The sequence below is a fragment of the Corynebacterium crudilactis genome (genome assembly GCF_001643015.1).
Lineage (GTDB): Bacteria > Actinomycetota > Actinomycetes > Mycobacteriales > Mycobacteriaceae > Corynebacterium > Corynebacterium crudilactis.
The window spans coordinates 185,243-198,186 of record NZ_CP015622.1 but is presented as its reverse complement, the minus strand read 5'-3'; the positions used below and the strand labels follow the sequence as shown (position 1 = coordinate 198,186).

Sequence of the window (12,944 nt, the reverse complement as noted above, 5' to 3'; positions counted from 1 at the left end):
AGTCCGTTCTTATAGAGCACAGTTTCAAAACCAGATATCAATTCAACGCCATTCACGAAAACTCATGAATAGCTCCCTATCTTTCTGATGAACGCTGCTCCGATATTTACAGCACCATTCCCCCCGCATTCCCACCCCACCGCATAGGCTTAAAGATGTGAATGTGAAGTTAACTGATGTCGCCCGTGAGGCAGGAGTGGGTTACGGTACCGCTTCTCGTGCTATTTCCGGACGAGGTTCCGTTGATGCAGCTACCCGTAACAAAGTGTTAGCTGCCGCCGAAAAACTAGGTTATCGAACTAATTCAATGGCACGTGCTTTGCGCGAAAACAAAACTCGTACAGTCGGTTTGATTGTTCCTGACATTATCAATGAGTTCTACACTGAATCTGCTGCCGTTCTTCAAGATGAATTGGATAAGTCTGGGTACCAATTGGTGGTCTCCACGATTGGTAATGATCCAGAAAAAGAACGTCGAGCCATTGAATCCATGCTTAACCGCCAAGTAGACGCAGTGGTTCACGTTCCAGTTAATCCTCAAGCTGAGTTTCCCAAAGGATTTAAAGTAGTCGAACTTAATCGCCGAAGCGATGTTAATCGCCCTACTGTAACCAGCGATGATGCCGCTGGTTTAAAAGAACTTGCAATTCATATTTTGAATCAAGGCTACCGGGATATTGGCATCATTATCGGACCTGCTGAGCTAAGTACATCCCGAGACCGCAAAACAGGTTTTGTCTCGGCGCTTGAATCCGAAGCAACACAACGCGGAGTCCGCGAAGAGCTACGATACCGTGTGGTTCACTCCCGATACTCCCCCACTGGAGGCTACGATGCATTTACCGTATTTACCGAAGACCTCCCCGAAATCGTAGTGCCACTCAGTACACAATTGACGTTAGGCGTCCTCAAAGCTACTCAAAAACGCAGTATTCAAATACCCAATGACCTAGCGCTTGCTTGTTACGGTGTCGCTGAATGGCTCGCAGTGTGGGGTCCCGGCATCACTGTCTTCTCACCAGATCTGCCAGCCATGGGCGCTGCAGCTGCCACACAAGTGTTAACACTTCTCGATGCCGAACCACTCCCTGAAAACCACTTAAAGATTCCAGGTCAGCTCATTGTTCGTGGGACAACCCCAAAAATCTAAGGGAGAGCACTATTGCTGAATATTAGGATCATCAGTCCAAGCATCATGCATTCTGTCGATTTCACCCATCTGTTGTGGCTTGCTTCTGAGTATTCTGCAGAAAAACTAAGCTACACGATCACACATGAGCTCCCCCAGATGAACACCATCGGAATATTAGAAAATGCCTCGCTGATCGCTTTTGCCTCCTATGTTCAGGAACCAACACGTGCCATGGTTGAATACATCGCAGTCAAGGAAACTCATCAAGGAAGAGGTTTGGGCAGCCAACTTCTTCATGAAATATCTCAAAGCTCCCCAGAGATTTATCTAGAAACCGATGATGATGCGGTGGAGTTCTATCGAAAACAAGGGTTTACAGTAATACCCAAAGATCGGGATCCACGCTGGCCAGATCGGGAACGCTATACCTGCACCTGGAAAACTAAGCCTGTTTAGCGATCACCAAGAGTCCTGCACCAATAGGAAGAACCACCGAGCGGAATCCTACAATCTGATCAACCAGCGCACGAAAATCCACTACCTGATCCGCATGGGACAACACATTGTCCACAACCAGCGCACCAATCGACATATTCGGAAAATCCCTCAACATCATCATCCCCGAGAAGCACCGCAAAGCGCACTGGGACGGATGGGACCGTGTCATGGAATCCAGCGAAACTCGCTATGGACCCAAACCACTCAACGTCCCAGGTGTACGAGCAGATGGATCCAAAATGTCCCTGGAATTCTCCATCACAATTTTGAAAGATGATTCAGGGAAAATCGAAGGCGTCGCAGTATTCCTCCGCGATGTCACCGCCGACTGGGATGAGAAAAAGACACTGCACATCCGCATCAAAGAATTAGAACGCCAGCTAGAGGGCCAATAATTCTTGCAGACTAAACTAAATGACCATACCCATTCCCCAATGGAGTATCCAGACATTCACAATGCAAATTTTCAACTCGAAACAAATACAAATCCCTCCCATTCATATTGAATAATTACAATCCGCCGTGTGTCAAGCAGATGTGAAGATACATTCAATACATTCTCGGTACTGGCCCCTACTCAATCAAGAAATACTCATCATCAACCCGACGAGCATTAATACTGACCACCCGCCGAGGTCGTTTCACCCGCGGTGGGCGATGAAACCGCTCCGGATGGGCCGCATAATAACGCCCCAACACTTCACGACGTTTCTTCGCTGCTGCCACCCAACTCCCATCAAAGACCTGCTCAGGAACGAAATTCGCGATCCCACTGTGATAATCCACCGTGTTATACGTACTGATCACCGACCCCAAACACGTGTACGCATGCTCAATAGAGTCATAGACCTCCAACCCCAAACGATGATGCTTAATCGTATGATTGACTGATTCACAATGCGGATTATCATTACTAACCCCCGGCCTAATCAACGACTGTTTGACCCCATACCGATCAAGCATCCGAGCCATATCTTTACTGGTCATAATCGCCCCATTATCAGAGTGAACGACCTCAACACGGCCTAAACCTTCTTGCTTAATGGTCTGTTCCATCAACATCACTGCCATGTTTTTGTTCTCACGTGGTTGCAGCGTCCAGCCCACAATCTTGCGGGAATACAAATCCATCACCACATGCAAGGCATACAACGCACGAACATACGGGCCTTTGACCCAGGTGACATCCCACACAAATACCTGACCTGGACCTGTCGCTGTGACTGTCGGTACCGTTGCTGGCTCGCGATGACGCCGTGGTCTAATCACCGGATCACGCAAGCTTTGTGGATCCGGTAAAACATCCGCTCACCCGCAAGCAACCTCTCACCGCTATCAACGTGTTGATAAAAGATCTGGCGCACGCTTAATCCCTGATCAAACCCCGCACGAAGTAGTGTTGCGATGTGTTCGCGGTCCTTATCGCTGATCCGTTTTGATCCACAACGCTGGGTATGCGGGATGGGATCAGCAACAGGTGGCCGGGGATGATGACGGTAGTAGTAGCTTGATTCAGATAACCCCAGCACTGCCAATGCCTGCTTTTTGGAATACGCAGCACTACGCAGGCAACTAATCAGGTGCTCTTCTGCACCAATGTTGTGGTCATAGAGCTCTTGGTGCTGTGGGGAAAGTCGGCTACCGCCGCGTCTTAGGCCACGCCATCTTTGTGCATGATGGCGATAGCTTTTCCCAGCGCATCAATGGCGTTGTGGAGCTCTTCGATGTTTTTCTGTTGTTTTTCCACGGTGGTGTTACTGGAATCGATATGTGCATTGGCGGCAGCGAGTTGGGCTTTTAAATCGTCGATTTCGGTGCGTAGTGCGGTATTTTCACGGACTTCTTTGAAGGTCATGCGTCCAGTCTTGCGTGGAATGATGCCTTGTTCAAGATCCCCGTCAGCCAGAGTGTTACGCCAGTTCATCACTGCTGATGCTGAGAGGTTGTGTTCGGTGAGGTAGGCGGCTTTGGTGCCGTGTTTGCGGGAGAGGTAGGCGATGACGTGTGCTCGTTTTTGCTCCGGGGTCAGCTCATCGGTGTAGTTGGTGGGGATGTTCACGGTCATGGTGGGTATTTCTCCTTGAGGCTGGTTGTGGTTGCTTCACAACCAGCCTGACAGAGAGGGATCCCTGCCAAAGGTCACGATTTTTTGATCAGACTTCTTCCAGGTTTTACGATTATCCCAACGCTAAAACAAACCCCCAGAACGTTGCCCGAAGGTAGCTCTCGGCCGTTTCAACGCAAAGGGCCAATCAACATCTTGCAGTATTTAAATTAGAGTCGTTAGGCCACGGCCCCACACTGCACTAGTCAGCATATTTAGATGCGCGTAGCCCCTCAGTCACATTTGACATGACATTAGGATCTTTATCCAGCAGCAAAGGTGACAATGTCACCTTACAAAGGTGTCAAAAGGTCCTACAATCACCCCTTCCACCCCCACGGCACCCAGAGGGGTCCCTCTTTCCTCAAAGACCCCTCCCCCAACATCCAATCAACCCTTATGTGCCAATTCCTTGCAGCTAGAGACATTAATTGAATTCTTCACAGCCGACGGAAAATCACATCCAAACGAACACCCTTGCACGTCAAAGCCCATCAAGATCTCGAATAATTTAAATAAAACTTTGTTATGTACGATTGACGGGACATATAAGGTCTGACACGATTAAGTTAATTGGTGATTTGAATCACCTACTACTACATCGTGTTTCGTCCCCCATCTCCCCACAGGGGTACGACAAACTTAGGAGACAAGATGGCTAGTACCTTCATTCAGGCTGACAAGCCTGAAAAAACTAAGAAACTGCCCCCACTCACAGAAGGACCGTATAGAAAACGGTTATTCTATGTTGCACTCGTGGCAACTTTTGGAGGGTTGCTTTTTGGCTACGACACCGGAGTGATCAATGGCGCACTCAACCCAATGGCTCGAGAGCTTGGACTAACTGCATTCACCGAAGGAGTAGTTACCTCGTCACTGCTTTTTGGTGCAGCAGCCGGCGCAATGATCTTCGGCCGAATCTCTGATAACTGGGGACGTCGAAAAACCATCATCTCACTTGCAGTAGCTTTCTTCTTTGGTACTATGATCTGCGTTTTCGCCCCTTCCTTTGCCGTTATGGTTGTTGGACGTGTCCTCTTGGGTCTTGCGGTTGGTGGCGCATCCACTGTTGTTCCTGTCTACCTAGCCGAGCTTGCCCCTTTTGAAATCCGCGGTTCTCTTGCAGGCCGTAATGAGCTCATGATTGTTGTGGGGCAGCTCGCAGCATTTATTATTAACGCAGTTATCGGCAATGTTTTTGGACACCACGATGGAGTCTGGCGTTACATGCTCGCAATTGCCGCAGTACCTGCAATTGCACTCTTCTTCGGAATGCTCCGAGTTCCAGAATCCCCACGCTGGCTCGTAGAGCGAGGTCGAATCGATGAAGCCCGCGCAGTTCTTGAAACTATCCGCCCATTGGATCGTGCGCATGCAGAGGTTGCTGAGGTTGAACACTTAGCTAAAGAAGAAAACACAATTTCAGATAAGTCCATGAGCCTCAAGGAGATTCTCTCCAGCAAGTGGCTTGTTCGCATTCTCTTAGTCGGCATTGGATTGGGTGTTGCCCAGCAGCTGACCGGCATCAATTCCATCATGTACTACGGACAGATCGTGCTTATTGAAGCTGGATTCTCCGAGAATGCCGCTTTGATCGCTAACATCGCACCAGGCGTCATCGCAGTTGTCGGTGCTTTTATCGCACTATGGATGATGGATCGTGTAAACCGCCGAACAACTCTTCTTATCGGCTACTCCCTCACCACCATCAGCCATATCCTCATCGGCATTGCCTCCGTACTATTCCCAGTCGGCGATCCCCTTCGCCCTTACATCATCCTGACCCTTGTTGTAGTGTTCGTGGGATCAATGCAAACCTTCCTTAACGTAGCCACATGGGTCATGTTGTCCGAACTTTTCCCACTCGCAATGCGTGGCTCAGCAATCGGCATCTCAGTATTCTTCCTCTGGATGGCAAATGCCTTCCTTGGGCTCTTCTTCCCAACCATCATGGAGGCCGTAGGTCTGACTGGAACATTCTTCATGTTCGCCGGAATCGGATTGGTTGCCTTGGTATTCATTTACACGCAGGTTCCAGAAACTCGCGGACGCACCTTGGAAGAGATTGATCAGGATGTTACTTCCGGAGCTATTTTCAACAAAGAAGTCCGTACCGGAAAGTTGAGTTAACCTCAGGCATCGAAAAAATAACACGCTTCAGATTCACTTAGTCGCTACCCCCTCCCCCATTAAACAGGGCTGGGGGTTACGGTATTTTTACCGAAACAGTGGATTTCAAACCAAATTATCAAGGGTCAATGTCATGCTCTTACGCATTACTAGAATTCACTAAATCTGCAGCATGAAGCAGTAGAGTTTTATCGCAAAAAGAGCATTGAAATAACATCCCAAATCGGGAAACGCTATACCGGCATGTGGAGAAACTAGGCCTGTTTAGCGATCACCAAGAGTCCTGCACCAATAGGAAGAACCACCGAGCGGAATCCTACAATCTGATCAACCAGTACACGGAACTCCATAACCAGCGCACCACCGTCTACTAGCACTCGTTGCAGGTCATACCATCAATCAACGTATAGAGATCGTTCTGCATCAAGGAAGATGAATCCCCCACTCTGCGTCCCCTGGAGTCGCCAAAAATTCAACACCATCAGCGACAATTCTTTGCACCCGATCAGCAACTCCAGCAGTCTCCAGGTTCAGTGCAGCTTCTGCAGCTCGACTGCGATCATTTTCCACTGTTGCCAATGGCCTGACATCGGCTAACCAAATTGTTGAATACCCATTGGATGTGCCGAGTTCAAGCACTAAGTCGGGATTGATTCCTGCAACCAGCGACTGCAATAAGACTGCACTTTCTGGTTCCAGGTTCCTCCTTCGATCTAGACGGTCAGGTTGTCCATCATCGAATTTGAGTCTTTCTGAATAAAAGTTCTCGAGAAAACCTGCCATATCAGGGGTCCTGGGCATCGAGATTACGCTCGCTTAAATCGCAATTGTTGATTTTCGCAAATGCAATGAAGGCGCCAATTCAATTCGTGAAAGATCGACATTTTCACCATGGATAGCGGACCATAGGTGTTCCACTGCCAATCGTCCCATTTCTTTTTGGGGTTGGTTAATGCTGGTCAGAGTAGGTCTCGCAGAATCGCACAGTGAGGTGTCGTCATAGCCCACGATAGATAGTGCTTCGGGAAGTTCAATACCTTGTTCATGCGCAGCATTCATTAGAGCTACTGCGGTGACATCGTTGTGGGCTACCACTCCAGTTACACCGTGTTCCAAGAGTGCTGTGATGGTCTCTTTTGGGTTGTCGGCATTGACAATAAATGGTTGCAAACCGCGATTGTTCAGTTCTTGTTCATAGCCTGATTGTCTATAGGTAGAAGCAAGCCGCACAGAGGTGGAGGCATAGGCGATGCGCTTGTGTCCGAGGTCAGCTAAGTGAGCTATGCCGATGCTGCCACCTGCGAAATCATCACCAACAATGTTGAAGATTTCTCCGTCATCATCACTAAATCTTCCAATCACTGCCACTGGTACTGCTTGCGCGGCAGAGCGTACCGTCTGCATGCTGATCCTTGAAGAAATAACAATGATTCCTTGAACCTGCAGTTCCAACAATTGGTCGATGGCCGATGATGCTACTTCTACTTTGTCGCGGCTGTGGCTGATGATCGGCATCAGGCCAAGTGATTCGCAGGCATCTTCAATTCCCCCTACTACGTCAACGTAGTAGGGATTTCGTAGATTTCTCACCACGATGCCAATGACGCCACTGTTTTTTCGGACCAGTGAACGCGCCATCCTGTTGGGGCGATATCCCAGTTCGGCGGCAACAGCGAGAACCTTGTCCCGGGTTTTGGTATTAACCGTGGGGTTATTGGTTAACGCTGCTGAAACTGTGGATTTGGAGACACCGGCTGCTTTGGCAACATCGATGATGGTGACTCTCTGATTCATAGCCTGACTGTACCAATTTGAGCTTGCAAAAGAGACAAAAGTGCATATGGATCCGCCACGATGACATCCGGATTTAGCCAGTTCAACGATGGGTACAAGGGTTTTCCGACGGTAAACACTTCCATGGTGACGCTGGCACCAATTCCTGCGCGTTGTCCGGCAACAACATCGCGGTCGAGGGTGTCGCCTACGTACCAGCATTCACCAATTGCTACGTCACATGCTTGGGCAGCTGCTTCTAAAAGTGCGGGATTGGGTTTACGGACAGCTAATTCATCGCTGTAGCATTCGGTGACAAAAAAGTGGCTAAGTTCATGTGCTGCAAGGAATTCTCGGTGCACTTCCCCACTTAAAGCATTAGAAGCAATGGCAACGGGAATGTTGTGGGCCGTGCAGTATTCAAGGAGTTCAACGATCCCTGGGCGCAGTTCACGTTTTTGGCGTACTCGCCCCATCTCAAGGCACAGGTCAGAGGCATGCTCACGAAGCACTTCCCGGGCGGCTTCTTCCCAATCGCAGGCAACAAACTCACACCAGAATTCTTCATAGCTGAGTTCTTTGGGTGCCCGGAACCTGGACATGGAGTTTTTCCAATGGCTATCTGCCACTCGTCCTGCTTGAATATCCGCAATGATCGTGGAGAGCTCAGGAGGATTATTCAGCCCGGCGGAGCTAAGCAGATTGGTGACCTTCAAAGCGATGGATTCTTCCCAGCCTGGAACGCTGACGGTGGTGGCGATAACTCCGCCGAAATCCAGCAGAAGGGCTTTGGGAGTGATGAGGTTGGTTGTCATTGGCGTTGGTTCCTAGGCGGTGATGCGGTTGTCGTTCGAGTTAAACAGGAGCATATGAGAATCTTCGATGGTGAGCGAAACTTGCTCATGTGCGCGTGCGTCGGGGGCATGCAATGCGGAGCTTAAGAGTCGGTTTTCAACGCCACGTCCGAGCTGGGTTTCTACAATCCAGGACCCACCCGTCGGCGCTACAGAGACCACGGAAGCTTCAATTTCTAAACTTCCAGGCAGCGGTTGAGTTCCAAGGCGGATATCTTCGGGGCGAATACCCACCGAACTCACTTGATTCAGCACCTCGTGACCCCACCGTGTCTCGAGGTAGGCACGCAGTCTTGCCATAAGTGGGCCATTGCCGTGTAGTTCCACCATGTTTATTGGTGGGTTGCCGATGAACTGCGCAATGAACTTGGTTTGCGGGTTTGTGTAGATTTCTTGAGGTGTTCCTACTTGCGCGATGTGTCCGTTGTTCATGACAGCAATGCGGGTGGACAGGGTCATGGCTTCCCATTGATCGTGGGTGACCATGACCATGGTGGTGCCTGATTCTTTGTGCAGATCAAGAAGTTCTGCACGCATGCGCAGCCGAAGCTGAGAATCAAGGTTGGAGAGGGGTTCGTCAAGAAGCATTACTTCTGGTCGCAGCGCTAAAGCACGCGCGAGGGCGACGCGCTGCTGCTGGCCACCGGAAAGGTCGGAGGGAAAGCGGTCGGCATATTGATTGATGGACAAAGTTTTAAGGACTTCGCGCACACGCGTGCCGCGCTCAGCAGCTGGGACGCCCGCGGTTTTAAGGCCGAAGGCAACGTTATCCGCGACGCTGAGATGCGGCCACAGCGCATAAGACTGAAAGACCAAGGGAGCTTGTCGACGATTCGCCGGCATTGTTATACCTTTATCCGAATCATCCCACACCTGATCGCCTACCGTAATTGACCCGGAGGTGACACTTTCCAGCCCTGCTAACATACGCAACGTGGTGGTCTTGCCGCAACCCGAAGGACCCAGCAAACACAATAGTTCTGTGTCCTCAATGCGCAGGTCAATGCCATCAACGGCGGGCGGTTGGCCACGTTGATAGGTTCTGGTCAGCCTGGAAAGTTCAATAGTAGGCATGGTCTCTCAGTCTTCAATCTAGGGTGTCAGTGCAGGACAGGGCTTAAGAATTCATACGCCACAAATCGGACCAGTTTTCACGATTGTTCCAATCGGTGTCCACGCCGGAACCATCAAAAGTGAAAATACGATCGGTGAGCTCACCAACATTTGCTGGATCTTCTGGCTGCACGATTTCTGAGTTGGTGGAAATCTTGCCATCAGCAATCTGTGGCTCGATACCTTCCTGGGTGTACATCCAGTGAATGAACAGCTTTGCCGCGTTAGGTGAATCGGTGCCAGCAGCCATGACGATAGCCTTCGGGTTTGCGTATCCCACAAATGGCTCAAGAGTGTCGCAGGCAGCAAGCTTATATCCAAGCTCTTCATTGTTGCGGAATTTAGCTGAAGAAATCAGGCCCATCGGAGGCTCAGTCTGACCTGGTGCTCCAACAGCTTCGGAAGCTTCTTCAGAGGATTTAGTCAGCATCGGGTTATTGGCGGCCAGCTTAGCCACGAATTCTTCTGCGATATCATCACCAGCAAATTCTTCACCAAAGTAGCTAGCATACGAGTTTTCCAATTCATCAGATGCGAACTGAGACATTTGGGAGAACCAGTCCAATGATCCGGAATCATTCAACGGATCTTGGAAAGCTAGACGCTGACCGGATGCTGCATCGGTGAATTCCCACATGTTGTCAGCTGGGCACACATCGTGGACTTCCGCATTGTAAGCAAACAGGGAAGGATCATTGATTACCACTGGTGGATTGATAGCAGAATCATCCATGTTCTTAGCGATATCCGCTGGCAGCCACGCAGTAGCGCTACCATTAGCCAGCAGCTCATTGTTCACAGCAGCCAGATCAGACAGTGCGAAAACATCACCCTGGACATTTCCTGCTTCATGCTCACGGATCATCATTTCCGTCACTTCAGAAGCATCAGCCTTAGCGCCGGTGATTTCCAGACCATAGTGCTCAGCGAAATTCTCAGCGATTTTTTCAATCTTGGAAGTGCCATCATAAACCTGCAGTGCTGGTTCATCCTTGGCCGCTTCTAGTAGAGCATCAAGGTCTATATCTTCAATGACGGTTTCCACAGATGCGGAATTATCAATACTGTTTTGGGCATCTGCTTCAGTCGATTGCGGTGCGCAAGCTATCAGAGTGATGGCAGAAACGGCAAGTGCCGCAGTGGTGATGAGGTATTTAGCCTTCATGGCAGTGGGTGTTCCTTTAAATAGGTGAGAGTAATGAGAGAGGGTTTAGCATGTGGAAAATTCGAAAGGGGGGCCGGCTCGCGCCGGGTGGTTGTAAATCATGAAATCCCCCTACCCATATCCACTTTGAGCACCTTGCGGGTGATCATCATTCCGAGCAGCGCCACCAGACAGATCATCAAAGTGACTCCATTGGCAGCATGCGTGTAGCCATAATCAACGAGGTTCATGGACAAGGTTGTCAGCAGATTGGTTTCCGGTGTGGCCAGGATGATCACGGGTGATAGTGACTGGGTTGCGGAAATAAAAGGAAGAACAAAAGCTGCAGCCAATGCTGATCTCTGGATGGGAAGCACAATCTTGCCGATAGTCCGCCTCCATGAAGCACCAGCGTTAAGGGATGCTTCTTCGGATTCTTTACCAAGTTGCATCATGGAACTAATGCCTGAGCGAGAGGCAAAAGGAACTTCATCTGCTGCCAAGATCAAAATGAGAATGAAGGTGGTTCCATACAGTGGCGGGATGGGTCCGCGCTGCACCGCAAAGAGAGAAAGGTATGCAACTGCGAATGAAATACCAGGAACCAGATATGGGATAAACGCTAATTGTTTCAGTAAGTTAGCCAGCGGACTGGAAGAGGTTCTAGTGACTGCATATCCCGTGAGCATGCCCATCAGCGCAGCGGCTGCCGCAGCGATTGCCGCAACCCAAATGGTGTTCCACAATGCCGACCACAATTTGCTATTTATCAGCAGCCCATCGCGGAATGCTTGGGTAGGTAGATTGGTTCCGATCCAATAGTCCAAAGTGAAATTCGATAACTCAAAATTACCCGGGAAACGCATGATTGTAGAAAGCAGAAGAGTACCCAAAGGCAGCAAAACAGCGATAGCAAAAGTGACTCCAACCAGCACAGTTGCCGGAATACGCCACGTTCCCAAAGGATTAACCCGAGAGCTATTTCCCTTGCCTGTGATGGTGATATATTTGCGAGCATTTCTAAGGAACAAATAATCGGCAAATAATCCGATCGCACCAATGAGAATTAGCGCACCCGCCAACACAGCTGCAACACCGGTCTGCCTGGTGTTAATCGACTGATACAAGCTCGTGGATAGCACTGAGAAGTTCACCGGAAGCCCAATCACATATGCCGCACCAAACTCACCAATTGTTTTAGCCAACACCAGCGTGGATGCTGATAAAATCGCAGGACGCAGCAACGGCAGCGTAATTTTCCACAGCACGGTCAGACGGTTTGCCCCCATATTGAGAGCAGCTTCCTCATTTCGACTATCGATTCGCGCCAAAGAGTTACTGATCAGCAAAAACACCAGCGGACCATAATGGAGCGTGAAGATGATGATCATCGGAATACGGCCATATGCGAGCCAATCCGGTGGGTTGAGCCCGGCATTTTCCAGCCATCCAGACTGCCCACCAGTGGTTCGGTTAGTAAAAATCGTCTGCCAAGCAAGCGCAAAAGTCCAGCTTGGAAGCACATATGGGATGACCAGCGCAGTAGCGAACCACTTCCTGCCAAAAATGTTGGTCTTTTGAACCAAGATAGCTAGGAACGTTCCAAATACGAGGGTTAAAAAAATCACCACGAGAGCAACTGAAAGTGTGTTCCCCAAAGGACGCCAAAACAAATCCACTGATACTGGCGATCTCAACGTGCGCCACAGGTAATAACTGGTCAGCTCACCCGGCCCTTGCCCCGTCTTCCCACCGTCGGCAGGTTGAACTGTGACAGCATCCTTCACCATCATGATCACGGGGATCGCCATGATGTAAACAAAAAGGGCAGCCATCATTGCGGCAAGAATATTCGCTGGTTGCAGGAGGTGTTGCTTCCACCTTGCACTGGCAATCGTGGAATTCCGTTGGCTCATAGCCGTTGAGATTAAGAGCCAATAGTTATGCCACGACCAATACTGGGTGAATTAAGCATGAACCTTCGGAACGTTCCAAATTTTGGCCAATCACCTCGCAGTAGTTGCGAAAAACCTTTAAAATTGCTTTTCGACGCCCACCCCTACCCGTGGGCACCTTAATTTTTAAGATTGTGCCTAGGCAGTGCCCAAAAATAGACATCAGAAAAATTAGCCCTGAGACCACACAAACACTCATCCCAAAACTTCGATCTCTTAAAGAGTCGCGTCGATAAGCACC

At 49.7% G+C, this 12,944-nt stretch carries 11 protein-coding genes and 1 pseudogene; 4 read left to right on the top strand and 8 right to left on the bottom strand.

Features of this window, described 5'->3' with window-relative positions; all coding sequences use genetic code 11:
* Positions 1-157: 157 nt before the first annotated feature.
* From ccrud_RS00955 to ccrud_RS00945, 3 genes and pseudogenes are all read left to right on the top strand, one after another.
* A complete protein-coding gene (locus ccrud_RS00955) occupies positions 158-1,150 on the top strand; it encodes a LacI family DNA-binding transcriptional regulator (protein WP_066563578.1) in 993 nt (330 codons plus the stop codon).
* Between the two features lie 12 nt (positions 1,151-1,162).
* On the top strand, positions 1,163-1,588 hold the full coding sequence (locus tag ccrud_RS00950) for a GNAT family N-acetyltransferase (RefSeq protein ID WP_245670323.1): 426 nt from the start codon (positions 1,163-1,165) through the stop codon (positions 1,586-1,588).
* A gap of 131 nt (positions 1,589-1,719) precedes the next feature.
* Positions 1,720-2,025: pseudogene (locus ccrud_RS00945) on the top strand (PAS domain-containing protein); the annotation flags it as partial.
* A gap of 178 nt (positions 2,026-2,203) precedes the next feature.
* Here the strand turns inward: ccrud_RS00945 and ccrud_RS00940 are convergent.
* Together ccrud_RS00940 and ccrud_RS00935 are read right to left on the bottom strand one after the other, a co-directional pair.
* Positions 2,204-2,899, bottom strand: a complete 696-nt coding sequence (locus ccrud_RS00940) for a DDE-type integrase/transposase/recombinase (protein WP_245670322.1) — start codon at positions 2,897-2,899, stop codon at positions 2,204-2,206.
* Positions 2,900-3,281: 382 nt separating this feature from the next.
* The gene (locus ccrud_RS00935; protein WP_066563576.1) at positions 3,282-3,695 is read right to left on the bottom strand and encodes a hypothetical protein; all 414 of its coding nucleotides are present in this window, start codon (positions 3,693-3,695) and stop codon (positions 3,282-3,284) included.
* A gap of 693 nt (positions 3,696-4,388) precedes the next feature.
* Here ccrud_RS00935 and ccrud_RS00930 point away from each other — a divergent pair.
* Positions 4,389-5,864: a sugar porter family MFS transporter gene (locus ccrud_RS00930; protein ID WP_066563573.1), complete on the top strand. Its 1,476-nt coding sequence runs from the start codon at positions 4,389-4,391 to the stop codon at positions 5,862-5,864.
* A gap of 423 nt (positions 5,865-6,287) precedes the next feature.
* On the opposite strand, the gene ccrud_RS00925 is transcribed toward ccrud_RS00930, so the two are convergent.
* The 6 genes from ccrud_RS00925 to ccrud_RS00900 form a co-directional block, all read right to left on the bottom strand.
* Positions 6,288-6,647, bottom strand: a complete 360-nt coding sequence (locus ccrud_RS00925; RefSeq protein ID WP_245670316.1) for an O-methyltransferase — start codon at positions 6,645-6,647, stop codon at positions 6,288-6,290.
* 33 nt (positions 6,648-6,680) lie between these two features.
* Positions 6,681-7,658, bottom strand: a complete 978-nt coding sequence (locus ccrud_RS00920) for a LacI family DNA-binding transcriptional regulator (protein ID WP_066563565.1) — start codon at positions 7,656-7,658, stop codon at positions 6,681-6,683.
* A complete protein-coding gene (locus ccrud_RS00915) occupies positions 7,655-8,452 on the bottom strand; it encodes an HAD family hydrolase (protein ID WP_066563563.1) in 798 nt (265 codons plus the stop codon). The genes ccrud_RS00920 and ccrud_RS00915 overlap by 4 nt, the downstream gene beginning before the upstream one ends.
* 12 nt (positions 8,453-8,464) lie before the next feature.
* Positions 8,465-9,565, bottom strand: a complete 1,101-nt coding sequence (locus tag ccrud_RS00910) for an ABC transporter ATP-binding protein (protein WP_066563561.1) — start codon at positions 9,563-9,565, stop codon at positions 8,465-8,467.
* Between the two features lie 43 nt (positions 9,566-9,608).
* Positions 9,609-10,769, bottom strand: a complete 1,161-nt coding sequence (locus ccrud_RS00905) for an ABC transporter substrate-binding protein (protein ID WP_066563559.1) — start codon at positions 10,767-10,769, stop codon at positions 9,609-9,611.
* 98 nt (positions 10,770-10,867) lie between these two features.
* Complete coding sequence (locus ccrud_RS00900; protein ID WP_245670314.1) at positions 10,868-12,664, bottom strand: ABC transporter permease; 1,797 nt, start codon at positions 12,662-12,664, stop codon at positions 10,868-10,870.
* Positions 12,665-12,944: the final 280 nt, after the last annotated feature.

What these genes read in the sequence shown, in the direction of transcription:
- ccrud_RS00935 (WP_066563576.1), bottom strand. Translation starts at nt 3,695, where the DNA reads ATGACCGTGAACATCCCCACCAACTACACCGATGAGCTGACCCCGGAG.
- ccrud_RS00930 (WP_066563573.1), top strand. Translation starts at nt 4,389, where the DNA reads ATGGCTAGTACCTTCATTCAGGCTGACAAGCCTGAAAAAACTAAGAAA.
- ccrud_RS00925 (WP_245670316.1), bottom strand. Translation starts at nt 6,647, where the DNA reads ATGGCAGGTTTTCTCGAGAACTTTTATTCAGAAAGACTCAAATTCGAT.
- ccrud_RS00920 (WP_066563565.1), bottom strand. Translation starts at nt 7,658, where the DNA reads ATGAATCAGAGAGTCACCATCATCGATGTTGCCAAAGCAGCCGGTGTC.
- ccrud_RS00915 (WP_066563563.1), bottom strand. Translation starts at nt 8,452, where the DNA reads ATGACAACCAACCTCATCACTCCCAAAGCCCTTCTGCTGGATTTCGGC.
- ccrud_RS00910 (WP_066563561.1), bottom strand. Translation starts at nt 9,565, where the DNA reads ATGCCTACTATTGAACTTTCCAGGCTGACCAGAACCTATCAACGTGGC.
- ccrud_RS00905 (WP_066563559.1), bottom strand. Translation starts at nt 10,769, where the DNA reads ATGAAGGCTAAATACCTCATCACCACTGCGGCACTTGCCGTTTCTGCC.
- ccrud_RS00900 (WP_245670314.1), bottom strand. Translation starts at nt 12,664, where the DNA reads ATGAGCCAACGGAATTCCACGATTGCCAGTGCAAGGTGGAAGCAACAC.